At 60.3% G+C, this 16,474-nt stretch carries 13 protein-coding genes and 4 pseudogenes; 10 read left to right on the forward strand and 7 right to left on the reverse strand.

Going from position 1 to position 16,474, the window contains the following annotated elements; all coding sequences use genetic code 11:
- Nucleotides 1-332: 332 nt before the first annotated feature.
- Nucleotides 333-1,565, forward strand: a complete 1,233-nt coding sequence (locus tag M1D34_RS27780; protein WP_498785912.1) for a vWA domain-containing protein — start codon at nucleotides 333-335, stop codon at nucleotides 1,563-1,565.
- A gap of 166 nt (nucleotides 1,566-1,731) precedes the next feature.
- A pseudogene (locus M1D34_RS27785) lies at nucleotides 1,732-2,252 on the forward strand (ATP-binding protein); the annotation flags it as partial.
- Nucleotides 2,253-2,433: 181 nt separating this feature from the next.
- Here M1D34_RS27785 and M1D34_RS27790 read toward each other — a convergent pair.
- On the reverse strand, nucleotides 2,434-2,985 hold the full coding sequence (locus tag M1D34_RS27790; RefSeq protein WP_498786264.1) for a hypothetical protein: 552 nt from the start codon (nucleotides 2,983-2,985) through the stop codon (nucleotides 2,434-2,436).
- 158 nt (nucleotides 2,986-3,143) lie between these two features.
- Nucleotides 3,144-5,009, reverse strand: a complete 1,866-nt coding sequence (locus M1D34_RS27795) for a HAMP domain-containing methyl-accepting chemotaxis protein (protein ID WP_498785914.1) — start codon at nucleotides 5,007-5,009, stop codon at nucleotides 3,144-3,146.
- Between the two features lie 783 nt (nucleotides 5,010-5,792).
- On the opposite strand from M1D34_RS27795, the gene M1D34_RS27800 reads away from it, so the two are divergent.
- Nucleotides 5,793-6,044 (forward strand): hypothetical protein, encoded by a 252-nt coding sequence (locus M1D34_RS27800; protein ID WP_498785915.1) that lies wholly within the window; start codon nucleotides 5,793-5,795, stop codon nucleotides 6,042-6,044.
- Nucleotides 6,045-6,586: 542 nt separating this feature from the next.
- Here the strand turns inward: M1D34_RS27800 and M1D34_RS27805 are convergent.
- Nucleotides 6,587-6,814 (reverse strand): annotated as a pseudogene (locus M1D34_RS27805) (IS30 family transposase); the annotation flags it as partial.
- A 117-nt stretch (nucleotides 6,815-6,931) separates the two neighbouring features.
- Between M1D34_RS27805 and M1D34_RS27810 the strand changes: the two are divergent.
- Both M1D34_RS27810 and M1D34_RS27815 read left to right on the forward strand, forming a co-directional pair.
- Nucleotides 6,932-7,543: a TetR/AcrR family transcriptional regulator gene (locus M1D34_RS27810; protein ID WP_498785917.1), complete on the forward strand. Its 612-nt coding sequence runs from the start codon at nucleotides 6,932-6,934 to the stop codon at nucleotides 7,541-7,543.
- A gap of 37 nt (nucleotides 7,544-7,580) precedes the next feature.
- Nucleotides 7,581-8,804: pseudogene (locus tag M1D34_RS27815) on the forward strand (MFS transporter).
- Nucleotides 8,805-8,987: 183 nt separating this feature from the next.
- Here the strand turns inward: M1D34_RS27815 and M1D34_RS27820 are convergent.
- Nucleotides 8,988-9,194, reverse strand: a complete 207-nt coding sequence (locus M1D34_RS27820; protein WP_498785919.1) for a hypothetical protein — start codon at nucleotides 9,192-9,194, stop codon at nucleotides 8,988-8,990.
- Between the two features lie 727 nt (nucleotides 9,195-9,921).
- Nucleotides 9,922-10,049: pseudogene (locus M1D34_RS27825) on the reverse strand (ATP dependent DNA ligase); the annotation flags it as partial.
- Between the two features lie 327 nt (nucleotides 10,050-10,376).
- Here M1D34_RS27825 and M1D34_RS27830 point away from each other — a divergent pair.
- Together M1D34_RS27830 and M1D34_RS27835 are read left to right on the forward strand one after the other, a co-directional pair.
- Nucleotides 10,377-10,739: a hypothetical protein gene (locus M1D34_RS27830; protein WP_498785921.1), complete on the forward strand. Its 363-nt coding sequence runs from the start codon at nucleotides 10,377-10,379 to the stop codon at nucleotides 10,737-10,739.
- A 700-nt stretch (nucleotides 10,740-11,439) separates the two neighbouring features.
- Nucleotides 11,440-11,745, forward strand: coding sequence for a sunset domain-containing protein (locus M1D34_RS27835; protein WP_498785923.1), 306 nt, complete (start codon nucleotides 11,440-11,442; stop codon nucleotides 11,743-11,745).
- 267 nt (nucleotides 11,746-12,012) lie between these two features.
- Here M1D34_RS27835 and M1D34_RS27840 read toward each other — a convergent pair whose 3' ends face one another.
- Nucleotides 12,013-12,915 (reverse strand): LysR family transcriptional regulator, encoded by a 903-nt coding sequence (locus tag M1D34_RS27840; RefSeq protein WP_498785924.1) that lies wholly within the window; start codon nucleotides 12,913-12,915, stop codon nucleotides 12,013-12,015.
- A 98-nt stretch (nucleotides 12,916-13,013) separates the two neighbouring features.
- Between M1D34_RS27840 and M1D34_RS27845 the strand changes: the two genes are divergently transcribed.
- Nucleotides 13,014-13,862 (forward strand): SDR family oxidoreductase, encoded by an 849-nt coding sequence (locus tag M1D34_RS27845; protein WP_498785925.1) that lies wholly within the window; start codon nucleotides 13,014-13,016, stop codon nucleotides 13,860-13,862.
- Nucleotides 13,863-13,986: 124 nt separating this feature from the next.
- Nucleotides 13,987-14,376 carry a RidA family protein gene (locus M1D34_RS27850; RefSeq protein ID WP_498785927.1) on the forward strand — a complete coding sequence of 130 codons (390 nt, stop codon included), beginning with the start codon at nucleotides 13,987-13,989 and terminating at the stop codon, nucleotides 14,374-14,376.
- A 97-nt stretch (nucleotides 14,377-14,473) separates the two neighbouring features.
- Here M1D34_RS27850 and M1D34_RS27855 read toward each other — a convergent pair whose 3' ends face one another.
- Nucleotides 14,474-15,403: a LysR family transcriptional regulator gene (locus M1D34_RS27855; RefSeq protein WP_498785929.1), complete on the reverse strand. Its 930-nt coding sequence runs from the start codon at nucleotides 15,401-15,403 to the stop codon at nucleotides 14,474-14,476.
- A 147-nt stretch (nucleotides 15,404-15,550) separates the two neighbouring features.
- Between M1D34_RS27855 and M1D34_RS27860 the strand changes: the two genes are divergently transcribed.
- Nucleotides 15,551-16,390 carry an aldo/keto reductase family oxidoreductase gene (locus M1D34_RS27860; protein WP_498786266.1) on the forward strand — a complete coding sequence of 280 codons (840 nt, stop codon included), beginning with the start codon at nucleotides 15,551-15,553 and terminating at the stop codon, nucleotides 16,388-16,390.
- Nucleotides 16,391-16,474: the final 84 nt, after the last annotated feature.

A 16,474-nucleotide genomic window follows, 5' to 3' on the forward strand; every position in this document is an offset into this window, starting at 1 on the left:
AGAACACACGTCGCGCCCCATCGACCACGGCGCGACTATGGTGACGTGGCACCGGTATCGGCGTGCTCAAGAGCTATGGAAGCCAGACCACGCGACAGGCCGTCGGTGTAATTCCTGTCAGATGACCCGAGGCGGCACATCCTGTTCCATTTTCAGGCGGTCGGATGCCCTCGGCTCACAGTATAACAACGGGTTTTCCGACGAATCGCTAAAACTGAAATAAGCGGCTGAACCTGGCCGTAAGCTATCGCCGATAATGTCGCCCCGGGCTTGCAATGTATTTGCTGGGGGGTTCACAGATGCGAAGACGATCAACCATAGGCCGATCCTTCTTGGCGATGCTGCGGGATCGGGGCGGCAATTTCGGAATGATGACGGCGCTGATCGCGCCGCTGCTCCTGGCCGTCGGCGGAGTGTCCGTCGATGTCGCCAACATGCTGATGACCAAGAACCAACTTCAGGACGCAACCGACGCGGCAGCGCTCGCGGCGGCTTCCGCGCTCGTTTCCGATGCGAGACCGGACATCGAAGAAGCGAAGGCGATCGCACGCAAGTTCCTGAAGACGCAGATGGCTGCCACCAGTTCGGCAGACGTTCCGGGGGAGGCCGTGGGGACCATGGCCGCCGCAGGATCGACCGAACCGAGTTGGGACGACGTCAATACGTCGGAAGTGGTTATCGTCGAAACGACGAATGGCACGAAGGGGAAATCGTTCCAGGTGTCCGTGGCGAACAAGCACCTGCTGCAGTTCAACGCCATGACGCGCCTATTGGGCAAGGAATCCATTGAACTTGAGACCCGGTCGACGGCAGCAAGCGCAACCGAGAGCAAGAACGCCATTTCGATGTACCTCGTACTCGATCGCTCGGGCTCGATGGCATGGAAAACCGACACCGTCGATACGAGCCGCCCCAGATGCATCAACTGGACGGCGTCGAACTGGGGAAATTCGAACGTGAGGGCGACCAGCCCATGCTACGTCGACAAGATCACCACCCTGAAGTCGGCTGTTGAAAAACTGTTCACGCCCCTGGCAAAAATGGATCCTGGCAACGAGTACCTCCGCGCGGGCGCGGCGTCCTACAACGACAGGCAGGACAGGGCCTCGAAATTGACCTGGGGCACGAAGAATGCGTCAGCTCACGTTCAGGGCCTCGACGCAACCGGAGGGACCGATTCCAGCTCGGCCTTTGCTGCAGCCGTGGAGGAATTGCTGCTGGACGGCGAGAATGAGGCACATCTGGCCAAGAACGGGCAAACTCCGGAAAAGTACATCGTGTTCATGACCGACGGCGAAAACACGAGCTACAACGGCAAGACCTCGCCCCGTGACCTGGAAAAGGCGGACTCCGTCACCAAGGCGGCTTGCACGACGGCCAAAAACAACGGCATCGCGGTCTTCACCGTGGCCTTCATGGCGCCGCAACGGGGCAAGGATCTTTTGAAGGCCTGCGCTACTTCGCTGGATCATTACAAGGAAGCCGACGACGCGGCGGCGCTCGTTTCGGAATTCGAGAAGATCGGCCAAAAAGCTGCCGCGATGATTGCGCGCCTGACGAAGTAAGCGCCAAGTTTCAGCCCGTCTCGAACGCCGCCCGTCCACTCCGGGCGGCGCTTTGCTTTATTCGCCAATCCTGAAATATTGCGGCATTGGGGTCGACCGATAAGGCGGTGAACAGCGTGCATCCGAATACAGCATATCTGGAGACACCATCGGAACTGGTCGAGGGCACGATCGTGTGCAAGTACCATTCGCAAGCGTATCCTGAAGCCGTAGATTATCGACTTCATCGCTAAAGCAGACGAGGCTTTTCAACTCACCGAACGCGAGCGCATTGCCCTCGGCCTGCTAGCCCAACATGATGCACTGACAGCGCGCGAGCTTGCCGCACAGCTTGAGCTTCCTTCAACTGAGGCGCTGCGGCCGTGGATTAAGCGCTTATTGGAGTGGCAGCTGGTGCAAAGCGCTGGGCGAACACAAGCGACGCGCTACTTTGTAGATCCAGCCTTGCTGCGCAGCCACGATTTCATCGGCGGAACGACCCTGAAACGCATCGAACCGCACAGGTTGCTCGCCCTTATCATTGAAGACGTCGGGCGGTATCCGGAATCAAAGATAAGGGACATCCACAAACGGGTTGGCCTGGAGATCCCGCGGTCCCGGATTCGAAGAAGTGTAGAACAGTTGGTTAGGGACGGCAGATTGAAGCCGGAGGGTGTTCGGAGTGGTACACGTTACAGCCTCCCCTAGTTTGGCGCAAACAGGAGCCTATCCAGCAATCATGAGCCAAAAATCTTGCGCCAAATCGATAGAATAATCGCCCTAAGCCCTTGAACCGCGATGTACTTCGTTTGGCTCGTTCAACCTCTTGAACCAAGAGCTGAGCCAAACGCGGCAAAGCCGCAGCCTCCCGAGTTAACTCCGTTAACGATCATACGATCGCGAAAAGTTGCGAGAGCGGAACGAGGAAGAAGCGGCTTGGAGCCGTGAAGACCGCAAGTGTGCCCCAACGCCGATTGACATGCCCGGTTCTTTCGCGGGAGCCGGGCACCGCCATGCGCCTCAATAGTAGAACTCGGTGAAGGACAGGTTCTCGGCCGAAATCTCCGCGAGGGTGACGCCCTCGATCAGGATGCCGGCATCGTTGAACCGTCGAGCGTGACGACAACGCCGTCCTGCGTGTCATGCGAGGCCGCCAGGAACCCGCGTAGCTGCGGATTGAGGCGATCTCGCCATCGGCGTCGATGGCGAAGCTTAGGATGTCGCCCGCCAAAGCGCTGAATTCGGCGATGCGGTCGACGCTGTCGGTCTCAAGGGACGAGACGGACCACTGGAAGATGTCAGCATCGCCGCCGCCGCTCAGATCGTCGGCTCCAGCTTCGCCCCGCAGATCGTCAGCGCCGGCGCCGCCAAGCAGGCGGTCGTCACCAAAATCGCCGGACAGGAAGTCGTCGCCGTCGCCGCCCTCCCATTCCCTGGTCAGTCAGGTGCGCTCGTCAAGGTCACCGCGGCTGGTCGCTTGATGCGCCGCCATGGTGTCTTCTTCATCGTTGTCTCCAGCTTCTTCCTTCTCGGGAAATCCAGTTCGGTAGAGAGCCGCTCCTGTAGACTTGAGCCGATCCAATTGGGGCTTAGGCGCTTTTACCCTACGCAGCAGGTCTGGCAGCCGAGCTGCATTGTCCTCACTGGCCGAATGTTTCGAAGGGTATCCACCGGAGTGCCACCACTGTCGAGCTGAAATTGATTGACCAAGTCGCGCAACCTACTCGCTTCGGAGGACAACGAAGCGCAAGCAGCCGTTGACTCCTCAACCATTGCGGCGTTTTGCTGGGTCGACTGGTCCATCTGGTTCACGGCGGTGTTGATCTCTGCAAGGCCCGAAGATTGTTCACGCGCCGAGGTGGCGATAGCATCCATGAGACGATTAATCTGGTCCACGTGATCGCCGATCGACTTCAGGGACAAACCGGTATCAAGGACTAGCTTCACGCCACCGGCAACCTCGGCGGATGATGCCCGGATCAATCCCTTGATTTCCTTCGCGGCTGTCGCCGCACGCTGGGCGAGTTCACGCACCTCCTGCGCAACGACGGCAAAACCTTTGCCCGCTTCCCCGGCACGAGCGGCCTCTACACCGGCATTCAGTGCCAGCAGATTGGTCTGAAAGGCGATTTCGTCGATTACGCCGATGATATTGGAAATCTGCTGTGAGCTGTCCTCAATCCGCCGCATTGCTTGTTCGGCTTTCGTCACCACCATTGTCGACTGTTGAGCGCTGGCATTGGCCTCCACAGCTACCCTGCGTGCTTCGTCCGTGCGTTTGGTCGCAGTCGTAACGTTCGCGGAGATTTCATCGAGGGCCGCGGCCGTCTCTTCCAGCGCCGCGGCTTGTTGTTCGGTGCGTTTGGAAAGGTCCTGAGCACCGGAAGCAATCTCCCGTGTTCCATTGTCTATGCTGTGGACAGTCTGGAGCACTCTGCCAATCGTTGCACCGAGCTGCTTGAGTGAGTCATTGAAATCATCACGCAATGGCTCATATTCGGCCGCAAACGGTTCCGAGAGCTGGAACGAGACGTCGCCTGCCGCAAGCCGTTTCAGCCCGTCGCCGAGACTTGTCGTCGCAAACCGCAGCTGGTCGGCCTCACGTTGCGCCCGCTCCTGTGCGGCCGCGCGCGCCATTTCCGTTTGGCTCCTTGAGGCTGACGCCTCTTGCTCCAACCGAAGGACGTTGATGGCGTTCTGGCGGAACACCTCTACGGCACCCGCCATTTCGCCGACCTCATCCGAGCGACCAAAATACGGAACCTCGCTTTGCAAATTCCCATCAGACAGGTTCTTCATGGCCGACGCAATCCGGCGGATAGGGTTGGCGATGCCGCCGACAGCAAACGCAGTTCCGGCCAAGGCGACGAGAATCGCAAGAGTGGCAATCACTGCGGTCACTCTGAAAGCGTGGCTCGCCGTTGCGCTGCTCGTGTTTACATAGGCCTCAGTTTGCCCGACAATGAAGGCCACAAGCTCCGCAATCTCTTTGTTCATGAGATCTGCCTGCGGCTCCATCTTCTCTCGGAAGAAACTGATTGCCTGGGCGCTCCCACCATTCTCCTGCAGCTGCATCAGCTGCTGAGCAAGCTGCCGGTATTTATTGAGCTCCGTCTCCACTTTGGTGATCAACTCGCGGCCCCGCTCCGTCCGGACGCCTCTTACATATTCCTCGATCGAATGATCAACCGAAGCGCTTGCTTTTTCCGCGAGACTTGCCTCCATCAACCGGCGCTCCGAGCCTGTTTCCAGGAGATAGCGCGCATATGCCAGTTTCAGATCGGAAAAATCTCCCTTGACGTCCTTGGCAGTGACCAGACGTTTGATCCAGAAACCACCAATCTGGTCGGTGTTGGCGTTAAGTGTCGAAATCGTGCTGAGAGATGTGTAGGATAGGCCGACGAGGAAGGCGCAGATCACGCACAGCACGACAGTCAGGGCCTGCTTGATACTCGGGCGTTTCATTCAGGTCTCCGGTTCGAGAGCGGCACCACATTGACAACTCGCTGAAGCATTGACGCTAATAACTAAATTAGCGTTAACTGTAACTCGTCGTCCGCTTGACAGCCTGCTGGAGGCGAACTTAGTGATCGCCCTCCCCTCCGTGAGGCCTTCCAAGCGGACCAAGACCAGCACGGAAAGGATGCACCACGCGGCTAGGTCCCACGTTGGCGTTTGCTGCCGACGTGGTGCGAGGAGGGAGCATCCAGATCACAGGGGATCGCCGAACTACGCCGCCTTCATGTATTCGCGCAGGGCGTCCTCGCGTCTGATGCCTGATTGGAATAATTCTTAAGCTTACGTGCGAGATTCTCCGCGTGTTCGCTATTGACGCGGAGGTGCCTCGCGTCCACCTCCGCGTCGAAATTGCTCTGAAGCATAGAGAGGTCCTCTGGTCGGAGAGGTAGCTGGTGAAAGTCGCCGAAACCAGACATGCAGAGGCTCCCGTGCTGGGGCGAAAGCCGCCGTCTTTTAGCCAGCGGCGCCCTTATCAATAGCCGCTGGTGAAAACCATTCTATATCAAAAATTGGCCGCACGACGCACGCTGCGTTCGGGCTCCTGCTTCTCGGTCAGCCGCTCACGTGTGCGCCACGTCGGATCCGGTCTCAGCCATTCGCCTGTTGCGGCGAGCAGACTTGACCACCCCAGCCGTGGGCTCATGCAGACGCGCTCGGAGGAACAAAGCTACGGCCGAAAGATTAGGTGAACAAGCGGCGGTTGTCGAAGTTCTTACAGGAGTGGCGACCATGTTTCTACTCGCCAAGGACACAGTCAAATTTGCCGTTCTTGTCGGCCTTTGCGCGATCTTCATCGATGCTGTCATCGCCCACGGGCTTTTTTGGGATAACGACCCCTACTGGCCCTACTGGATAACCAAATCCTTTTTGATCACCAGCGTCTTCCTGTTTGGCACCACCTTTCTCGGCCTCGGCATCTTTCCGGGTCTGATCCTTACCGCTGTGCAACTGCAATTCTGGAGATCTCCTACCACTGGTTAGCACCTGTCGGATTGCCTCAGGAGCCTCATGGGAACGGGGGCCGTCGTAGCAGGAAAGGCCTGCGGCAGGCATCGCTCTGATGCCTGATAACGGCAAACAGGCCCTGACAGACGCCCTCGGCGTGGAAGTCAACGATCTCGGCAAAGGCTAACGCCATGACAGACGAAATCGCCCCTGCTGATTTCCCGGGCCCCGCGGGGCTTTGCTGGAATAGGGACCTGGCTCGCCTCATCGATCGCGAGACGGCGTGGGCGTTTGTATCGGGCCAACTGGCGGTTCATCTGGCAAGACGAGTTGACCAACGGCGAGCGGGCTTTGATCGAAAGCCTTGAGGTCGAATTCGGGAATGGAGAACGGCTGCTCGGCACGGATGGCCCGCCGCCTCCGTGCGCTCTTCGGGAGATCACACCGCAGCGAGCGGCTGAAATCCTCGGCATCGATCTCGTTCTCCTTGAACGGCGGATAAAAGCAGGGGGGCCTTCCCTACCGACAGATCGACGGCCAAATCACGTTCGACCTCTTCCCGTCCCGATGATCGGCTACGAGTGGCGGCTGCCATTCTTAATCATCACGTATAGCGGCTCTTGCCGCTCAACCAGCGAGGTGACATTGGCGTTCCCAAGGGCGTGCCCGAAGAAAGGGAGATCGCCTTCCCAATGGCCATTTTGCGACCGATCGGCAATAAAATCAGGCCGTTGGTCAATCCTGCAGTCAAATGGGATTAAGCCATCGCGGGGCTTGCGGGAGCTGCGGCGGAAACGGCAGCGCCGAAACGGGAGACCATTCCAGCTTCCATTGCCACCAGCTGCGACGCCGATAGCCGAGCGGCTTGACCAAATCAAGCTGATAACCTAATAGGAAATGATCGTTTCCTAATAGGTTATCAGATGAATTTCGGAAGCACCTCTCCTCGTCCCGTCGGGCGGCCGCGCGAATTCGACATGAAGGAGGCTCTGGATGCGGCGATCCGCATATTTTCGGAGAAGGGCTATCACGGGACCTCCATCGCTGAGCTGAAAGCCGAAATGGGACTGACCGCCGGCAGCATGTACAAGGCGTTTCGTGACAAGCGTAACGTCTTCCTCGCCGCCTACGACCGCTATAAACAGATCCGGACCGATCTTCTGGATCAGGCGCTGTCTTCAGCCTCCACCGGTCGCGAAAAGATCGCCCGCGTCGTCGATTTTTATACCCTGTCCGCCTGTGGCGAGACCGGCAGGCGTGGATGCCTGGCCATTGGCGCCGCAGTGGAACTGGTTCTGTCCGACGCCGAGATCGCCGACAGGGTCGGCGGACACAATCGCATGCTCGTCGCTCGGCTCGAAGGTTTCATCCGCGATGGCCACATCGACGGCTCAATCCGCCAGGACGTCGATCCTGCGGGGACCGCGCTTGCACTGTTTTCCTATCTACAGGGCGTCCGCATCGCCGGCAAAACCGGAGAGTTGGAGAACCAGATGCTCCCTTCCGCCGAAGCCGTCTTGCGCATTCTCGACTGATTGAACCGCCCACCTCCTTTCTCCCAAGGCATCTTCAATGACAACTCCCGCTTCTATCGCCCAGACGCAGCACCCGGCCGGGCTCTCTGCCGGCATGACATTTCTGATGGCCGCCGCCTGCGGCCTGATTGCCGCCAACCTCTACTATACCCAGCCACTCGCCGGGCCGATCGCACTCGACATCGGCCTGCCAGCAGAGGCAACCGGCCTGATCGTGACCGTGACCCAGATCGGCTACGGCCTCGGGTTGTTGCTGCTCGTGCCGCTGGGTGACCTGCTGGAAAATCGTCGGCTGATCGTGACCATGATCTGCCTGGTTACTCTTGCCTTGATCGCGGCCGGCCTCTCAACCACACCCGGACCCTTCCTCACCGCTTCGCTCGCCATCGGGCTAGGCTCGGTTGCAGTCCAGATGATCGTGCCCTTCGCTGCCAACCTTGCTCCGGATGCGGCTCGGGGCCGCGTCGTCGGCAATATCATGAGCGGGTTGATGGTCGGGATCATGATGGCGCGGCCGATTTCCGGGCTGATCGCCGGCCTCAGCTCTTGGCATGCCGTCTTCTATCTTTCCGCTATCGTCATGGTCGGGCTTGGAGCCCTGCTATGGGTGCAACTGCCGACCCGCATGCCGGCGGCCCGGCTGAGTTACGGCCAGCTGCTCAAGTCGATGGCCCAGCTTCTCGCGACGCAGCCGGTCCTGCAGCGCCGCGCCGCTTATCAGGCCTGTCAGTTCGCCGCATTCAGCCTCTTCTGGACCGTCACGCCGCTCTATCTTGCAGGCCCGCGCTTTGGGCTGGGTCATAATGGCATTGCGCTTTTCGCCCTGGCCGGTGTTGCGGGTGCAATTGCTTCCCCCATCGCTGGGCGCCTCGCGGATAAGGGGTTGGTTCGGCCGGCAACGGCATTCGGCCTTCTCAGTGTCGCAGCCGCTTTTCTGATGACGCAAATCGCTTCTGAAGGTTCAACCATTGCGCTCACGCTTCTGACGCTTGCTGCAATCCTGCTCGACTTCGGCGTCACCATGACGTTGGTGACCGGGTAGCGCTCGATTTACGAACTCGGCGCGGAGTTGCGCAGCCGGCTCAACGGCCTGTTCATGGCTATCTTCTTCACTGGCGGCGCCATTGGCTCTGCCTTGGGTGCCTGGGCATTTGCCTCTGGTGGATGGTGGTTCGCCTCCATGATCGGCTTGGCACTGCCCGCCACAGCGACCGCCATCTTCCTGACCGAGACACGATCAGGAAGAAGCTTGAAGCATTGAACGAATTTCAGCGTCGCCTCCATCGCCGATCTGCACCGGCGCCCGGTGGTCGATGCCGATGGGAAGCGCTTTCTCGATGTTGCGTTCATGGTCATCAGCGCAGCCTTGAGCCTGCCACCGTTATGGGTCAGCACGCCTGAGTTCCGCCTGACGCGGCGCTGCCCCGAACTTTCTCACCTTCGGTCAGCCCAGCCGATATGGATAATCATGATCGAAAATGCGCAAAGCGACCCACACCGCCATAGTGCCCAAAACAGCGGCGGCAGATATGACGAGCAGTAATTGCAAAAAGCTACCGTATTCCACTGCCTCGATCCCAATCGCAGCCAACGCCACTCCGATCGAATTGATAAAAACAGCGGCAAAAATCTCAACGACGCTTCTGATCATCGAGCGCCCTTTCCGGTAATAAGTTACTGGTAAAATTTAGGGGTATTAATCCACCACAGGTAGCGAAGCGCTTGACGGAAGTCAACCGGCAGCTTTCCATCACCGGTCCAGCGCAATCACTCTTTGCACGGGAAATCGGTCGCAGCGACGGGATTGGAAACCACGACACCTTGCCTCAGGAGAGAGGTTTTGATTTCTGGACGCCCTAGGCTTTACGGCATGCCCAAAAGGTCGGTTCGGGATTATTTTGGGACGGGGTGACTCGGATTTGCATTTGGGCTTTCTGAGCTCAGGATCAACGCCGCCTCCTGGTCCTCTCTCGCGGCGTTGTTCCCACTGCAACCGTTCCGTCCGACAGCGTACCGAGGCTCGCGTTTCTCCAGATTGGGCGTATACTATCTCCATCATCGGCTCATTTCCACGGGCACCGATGGCTGGGAGATCATCGCGCTTTCGCCCTAACGGTGGAGATTGCGCTATGCACTCCGATATAACTTTCCACGTCAATCCAATCAGTCCTTATGACCTGGACGTGATAGATTCTGTCTTTCGGGCTGAGTTACGCAAACGAAAGCTGTCCCGCTGCAGCGAAGAAGCAGAGCAACTCGCTGCGAGGCTGATCAGTCTCTATCAGGCAGGTCGACGGGATGCTCATGAACTCTCGGCCGCTGTGGCAGACGCCAAGACGACCGGCATCTCTGTTAATGGGTCGTCACAGCAGGAAAAGTCAGGCACATCCTGCTGAGGCGTCGAATATCTCCCCCCCCCGGTCTTCCCGCTCTCGGATGCCTTTGAAAGATGCGTGCCGCAGCTTTCCGTCTCTGTCCAGGCGCGGTACTCGACCTCAGCGACAACCATCGGATCGAAGAAGACGGCGCCTTTCCTCTTAGCGCGACGGCCGGCGCTTTCGCCACGATCCCCTCGAGCAGCTTGCGTTGTCACGCGGCAGTGCGCGTAGATTAGCTCCTTGCCTAAAGTGCTGGAACCGTCACAGCCTGCCGATGCAAGCCGCGCGACAGTCTGCACGATGAGCTCTTCGGGCTGCCAACCGCAAATGGACCGAGGGTTGAAGCGGTAACGCAGAACGGTGCTATTACCCAGAGGGGTACCGCGACTACATTCTCGACCTCCGAGGGGCGGCTCAACCCGGCCTTCATGACCGATTGGCCTGCGGTCACGCTCTTGTTCCTCTATGTCGTCGCCTTGGAAAGCTTACGCGGTGCGACATTCGGCAAGTGGCTTATGCACATCCGCACCGTATTAAAGAAGACACCGGAGCAGATAGGAATGCCCTTCGGACTTGCTTTGGGACAGGAAATCGCCAACCAGGCGGGCGCCCTACCCGCATTGTCGGTTCTCTTCATGCTCCTCGTCGGCTATGGACCGGACAATCCTCACGCCACCCGGATATTCTACCCCTTATGTGCACTGGCTATCGCTTTTGCCTGTGGCCGGATTCCCACAGCCCTGGCGTGTAAGCGTGACCCCATCAATGACGGCTTGCGGGCACAGCCGTCATTGTTCAGTCGCGATCTGAGCTTCTAGACGCAAGCCGCGGAACAAGCTCGCAATTTCGGTTTCCTTATTCAAATCATTCTTATAGCGGCGTCTCTCAACACGTCCTCCGCTTCATGGCGAGCATGAGGTGCCTCGGCACCGGCTGGTCCTGTTCGTGAGGTACGACGTTATCTTGGCGTATAACGCATTCCATGCCGTCTTCTCCAGCATCTGACGCAGATAGCCGGCCGAACGCGCAAAGCGCTGATACAGCCCGATCATGAGCGGCCAATCTCCAGCGTGGCAGGTTTATGTTCGAGCACCCTGTTCCCGTCGGCTATCTCCGAGCGCCATTCCAGCAGAGTTGAAAACCGTTCAACTTTAACCGGTGAACTATGCCCATGGCGGCGCCATCGACGCCCGCCGAAGTCACAAGCCTATCGAGGCGCTGGTCGCCGCCGTCCATCGATCCCAGACCAACGCGCAAGAAAATCCCCAAGCCGCCGGCTCGCCGATGAATACGACGGCGCGCACAGCGGGGCGAGGTGGCACGCGCGGCGAACGTTCTGGCCGGGAACATTCGACCCACCACTATCCGCCGCCAATACCCGTCTTTCCCACAAGGAAGTGTATGGGCCCGGATCATTCGCGATCGGAATCGTAGGCTGGGAGAGCTAGTCCATCCGGCTAGATATTTCCCGTGTGTCTGCGCGGTTACAATCCTCGCGGAAAACGAAGGAGATCGGGCATGCGTTACGGTGATCGCAATCTACAGAAGAGGCTAGTGCTTTTCACGGCACCGGGATTGGTCGTCGGCGCTCTTGCTGTTGGTGCGGCCGGCGGCATGACCTTGAGCGATCTGCTCGCCTCAGGGGGCGGAGCGGGCGGCACCTGCAACATCAAGGGGAACATTGACATCAACCGGGAGCGAATCTTCCACATTCCCGGGCAACTGTACTATTCGCCAACAAAGATCAGTCCTCATTTCGGCGAGCGCTGGTTCTGCTCGGAAGTTGAAGCATTGGCAGCAGGCTGGCGGAAGTCAAAGATCTGATTGCGAACCGGAACGCCTTAGGGCCGCGCAACTCGCGATCGCGCGGACGATGCTAGGGACACAAATGCCCGGCGCTGCAGCAAGCCGAAGCCTACAATTTCGATTGGATTGCCATCGCTTGAGGTTTCATAACGGGGGAGAGTTCACCGACGGCGTGCTGCATCACGGCGGCATGATCCTGTACCGCCGGGACTAGGTGTCCGACAAGGCGCGAGCAGACGCGGCCACCCAAGCCGCAGATGGCGGGGCGGCTGCTCGGCCGTCCGGTCAAGGCTCTTGCTTCCGCAACTCGCCCACGACATCGAGAAAGGCTCGAAGCGCCGGCGGCACGGCGCGATGTCCGGGGTAATAGACTGCAACTCCTTCCGGAGCGGGCATCCATGCGGCGAGGACTCTGCGCAGCCGGCCATCGGACAGGGCCACTTCGGCGGCCCAATCGGCCACATAGCCAATGCCCAGACCCTCTTTCGCCGCCTCCACCATCAACTCCTCGTCATCGAGAATGACGGGCCCGTTAGCGTCGATGACGATCTCCTGAGCGGCGCGCTCGAACTCCCATCGATAAAGTTTGCCGCTGGGCATACGGTGGCCGATCAAACGGTGACGCCGCAACTCCTCGGGGATTCCTGGCTCGCCGAACTGGTCGAGATAGCCGGGTGACGCGACGCAGATGAATGTCAAAGGACGCGCAAACGGCACCGCGATCATGTCCTTGGGAACCGATCCCAGGAGGCGCACGCCGGCATCGAAACCGCTGGACACGATGTCGATGAGCCGTCCCTCGACGACGATGTCTATCGTCACCTCCGGATAGAGTTTCGCCATTAATGGAAGCACCCTGCGGACGAGAAGCCCGGCCAGCAACCGTGGCGTATTGATGCGAACCGTTCCCGCGACCTGCCCCCGGAACCCAGCGATACTATCGAGCGCCTCATCCAATGAGGCGAGCGCCGGCTGAAGCCGATCAAGCAACTGGAAACCAGCTTCCGTGGGCGAGACGCTGCGTGTGGTGCGGTTGAGGAGGCGCACGCCCATGCGCTCCTCCAGCCCCCGTATGGCATGGCTCAGAGTGGAAGGCGCAGTGCCGATCTCATCAGCCGCGCGGCGGAAGCTGCGGTGCGTGGCGACGGCCATGAAGGCAGCGAGATCGTTGAGCGACGGGCGGGACATTGATGGGAAATTTGCATGAGCTCATGCCGATTTCAAGGGCTAATGATCGTAATGCGGCCGCCCTATCTCCCGTCTGCAATCAACTTGGAGATATGGAAATGGAGAAGACCTGGCTCATAACAGGTGTGTCGTCCGGCTTGGGCCGGCTGTTGGTGGAGAAGGCCCTGATCAGAGGGGACCGCGTCGTCGGCGCCAGCCGCAGCGAGGACGGGCTTGCCGACCTGCGGTCACGTTACCCGCAACGGCTCAGCATCATCGCCATGGACCTCAAGGATCAGCGTTCGGTCCGCGCCGGGGTCGACCGCGCCTTCGCGGCGTCAGCGCACATCGACATCGTCGCCAGCAATGCGGGATATGGTCTGCTCGGTGCGGCCGAAGAAGCCAGCGATGCGCAGGTGCGGGACATTATCGACACGAATCTCATCGGCTCGATCACACTCATCCAGGCGGCATTGCCGCATCTGCGCGACCAGGGCGGCGCCCGGATTCTGCAGGTGTCGAGCGAGGGAGGCCAGATCGCCTACCCGGCTTTCAGCCTCTATCACGCGACCAAGTGGGGCATCGAGGGCTTTGTCGAGTCCGTGGTGCAGGAGACGGCTCCCTTCGGCATCGAGTTCACTTTGGTAGAACCGGGGCCGGCGCGAACCGCCTTCGGCCGCAATCTTGCGCAGGCCGAGCCGCTCGCGATCTATGAGGGAACCCCTGCCGATCGGATTCGCGAAGCCGCCCGCGGCTCCTGGGTCATCAAGGGCGATCCCGACCGCATGACGGACGCGATGATCAGGCTTGCCGATCAAGAGGGTCCGCTTCCGAAGCGGCTGGTGCTTGGTGCCGGCGCCTATGTGGGGATCCGCAAGGCACTGAGTGGCCGCATCGAGGAGCTCGACAGGCAGAAGGACGTCGCGATCGCCGCGGATTTCACGGACGAGGAGTTGGCGCGGCTGTGATCTGCGCGCCCGCTTGTCACGAGGGAGCGACGCCGTCGCGCAACTCAGCCTCTTCGCCCTGAATGCGATCCCAGGAGTCCGGCCACTGCCGATCTTTCCTCAACCAACACAGAAAGAAAATGAGATGCCTACACGTGAAGCCGTCTATCCGGCCAACCGCCACGCCTTGTACGATCTCCACCGTTATTCAGCAGCCATTCGCTCCGGCGATCTTCTCTTCGTATCGGGTCAGGTCGGCAGCCGTGAAGACGGCTCGCCCGAGCCCCTCTTCGAGGATCAGGTTCGGCGAGCCTTCGCCAATCTGCGCGCGGTCCTGGCGGCCGCCGGCTGTAGCCTGGACGATGTCGTCGACGTCACCACCTTCCACACCAACCCGGGCGAGCAACTCGAAACAGTGATGGCTATCCGGGCTGAAGAGATCGGCGGACCTCCCTATCCGAACTGGACGGCGGTGGGCGTCAGTTGGCTCGCGGGCTTCGATTTCGAGATTAAGGTGATTGCCCGCATTCCTTGAGGATCGGCAACGAACTGGCTGACAAGCGCTGATGGCCCTGGATCAGTTATCGTCCGTAACCGCTTGATTTAGCCTCCAAGATGCCGACTCGGGGCTTTCATCGCTCAACTGGGTCGCCCGGCGGCATGGCCCTGATGAAGTCGATGAAGGCCCGCAGGGGCGCCGGCACCAGCCGGCGCCCGGGATAGTAAAGGTAGGGGCCGGAAAAGCTCAGCCACCACGGCTCCAGCACGGGCTCAAGCGCTCCGGTTTCGAAGTGCGGATGCAGCCAGTCCTCGAAGATCGACACGATGCCGGTTCCGGCAATGGCCGCTGCGATGCCGAGATCGGAGCCGCCGCCCGCCTGCACCACGAGGGACGTGGGCGGGTCAATCGTGACCGCCTCGCCGTCGCGTTCGAACTCCCAGGGACTGATTGGCCGGCCCGCGAAACGGCCGCGGATGCAGCTGTGAGAAAGCAGGTCGCGCGGATGCTGCGGCCGGCCATGCGCGTCTAGATAGGCCGGCGACGCACCGCTCGCATAGCGCTGGATGCGAGGCCCGATCGGCACAGCGATCATGTCCTGCTGCAGCCGCTCGTCGTAACGGATGCCGGCGTCGCAGCCAGCGGCGATCACATCGACGAAGCTTTCGTCAGTCATGATCTCCAGCCTGATGTCAGGATAGGCCGCAAGGAAGGGTGGCACGATGGACGGCAAGACCAGCCTTGCGGCGCTGACCGGCACGTTCAGTCTCAGCACGCCCACCGGGCGGTCACGGAAACCGCGGGCGAAATCGAGCGCCGCATCGATCTCGCCGAATGCCGGTCCGAGCCGCTCCATCAGCCCCCGGCCAGCCTCGGTCGGTACCACGCTGCGCGTCGTGCGGTTGAGAAGCCTGACGCCGAGTTCCGCCTCGAGGCGCCGCACGGCGTCACTCAGCGCTGACGCGCTAATGTCGCTCGCCCGAGCCGCCTCTCGGAACCCACCGGCCCGGGCCACCTTCATGAAAGCGCCCACATCCGCCATGTCGGGCCTGTCCCGTTCCATATTCCCGCTCCAACCAATTGTCCGGCATGCCGTACAGCCCATCCGGATTGTAGCTAATTGTCCTGCCAATGAAACAGGCTTAATCCCGTTTTCGTGGCTCAAAACGGAGATCAGCGCATGTCCAATGTCGCAAAATCAGGAACTTTCATGCTCGGCGACCGGGTGGTGAACCGGCTCGGCTATGGCGCGATGCAGCTCGCCGGCAAAGGTGTCTTCGGTCCGCCGCGCGACCGCGCGGAAGCGGTCGCCGTCGTGCGCGAAGCGGTTGAGAGCGGCGTCAACCATATCGACACCAGCGACTTCTATGGCCCGCACGTGACGAACGAGATCATACGGGAAGCGCTCCACCCCTACCGGGAAGACCTCGTCATCGTCACCAAGGTGGGCGCCAGGCGCGGCGCGGATGCCTCATGGATCCCGGCCTTCACGAAGGAAGAACTGACGCAGGCTGTGTATGATAATCTGCGGAATCTCGGACTTGACGTCATCGAGGTCGTGAACCTGCGCGCCATGTTCAGCGTGCACGGCCCGGCCGAGGGTTCGCTCGAGGAGCCGCTCACGGTGCTGGCCGATCTCAAGCGGCAGGGGCTGATCCGGCACATAGGCCTTTCGAACGTGACCGCGAGGCAAATCGAGGAAGGCCGCAGTATCACGAGAATCGTCTGCGTGCAGAACATGTACAACCTCGCAAACCGCGCCGACGACGCCATGATCGACCGGCTCGCCGCCGAAGGCACCGCCTATGTTCCCTTTTTCCCGCTCGGCGGCTTTTCGCCCTTGCAGTCCTCGACGCTGTCCGACGTGGCGGCCCGGCTCGGCGCGACTCCGATGCAGGCAGCGCTCGCCTGGCTGCTGAAACGCGCACCGAACATCCTGCTGATCCCCGGCACCTCCTCGCGCGTGCATCTGAGGGAGAACCTCGCCGCCGCCGAAGTCGATCTCCCGGAAGAAGCAATGCCCGAACTCGACGGAATGGTGCCCGCCTGAAGGTGAACCTGCGAATGGACCACGGCGCGTTCGGGCGACCGCGGCGCTCCGCCTTTTGTACCGGCCGAGCCTGCGGCAGCGGCG

This window comes from Ensifer sp. D2-11 (assembly GCF_054161295.1).

What these genes read in the sequence shown, in the direction of transcription:
- M1D34_RS27820 (WP_498785919.1), bottom strand. Translation starts at nt 9,194, where the DNA reads ATGATCAGAAGCGTCGTTGAGATTTTTGCCGCTGTTTTTATCAATTCG.
- M1D34_RS27850 (WP_498785927.1), top strand. Translation starts at nt 13,987, where the DNA reads ATGCCTACACGTGAAGCCGTCTATCCGGCCAACCGCCACGCCTTGTAC.
- M1D34_RS27795 (WP_498785914.1), bottom strand. Translation starts at nt 5,009, where the DNA reads ATGAAACGCCCGAGTATCAAGCAGGCCCTGACTGTCGTGCTGTGCGTG.
- M1D34_RS27855 (WP_498785929.1), bottom strand. Translation starts at nt 15,403, where the DNA reads ATGGAACGGGACAGGCCCGACATGGCGGATGTGGGCGCTTTCATGAAG.
- M1D34_RS27835 (WP_498785923.1), top strand. Translation starts at nt 11,440, where the DNA reads ATGCGTTACGGTGATCGCAATCTACAGAAGAGGCTAGTGCTTTTCACG.
- M1D34_RS27800 (WP_498785915.1), top strand. Translation starts at nt 5,793, where the DNA reads ATGTTTCTACTCGCCAAGGACACAGTCAAATTTGCCGTTCTTGTCGGC.
- M1D34_RS27840 (WP_498785924.1), bottom strand. Translation starts at nt 12,915, where the DNA reads ATGTCCCGCCCGTCGCTCAACGATCTCGCTGCCTTCATGGCCGTCGCC.
- M1D34_RS27845 (WP_498785925.1), top strand. Translation starts at nt 13,014, where the DNA reads ATGGAGAAGACCTGGCTCATAACAGGTGTGTCGTCCGGCTTGGGCCGG.
- M1D34_RS27860 (WP_498786266.1), top strand. Translation starts at nt 15,551, where the DNA reads ATGCTCGGCGACCGGGTGGTGAACCGGCTCGGCTATGGCGCGATGCAG.
- M1D34_RS27810 (WP_498785917.1), top strand. Translation starts at nt 6,932, where the DNA reads ATGAATTTCGGAAGCACCTCTCCTCGTCCCGTCGGGCGGCCGCGCGAA.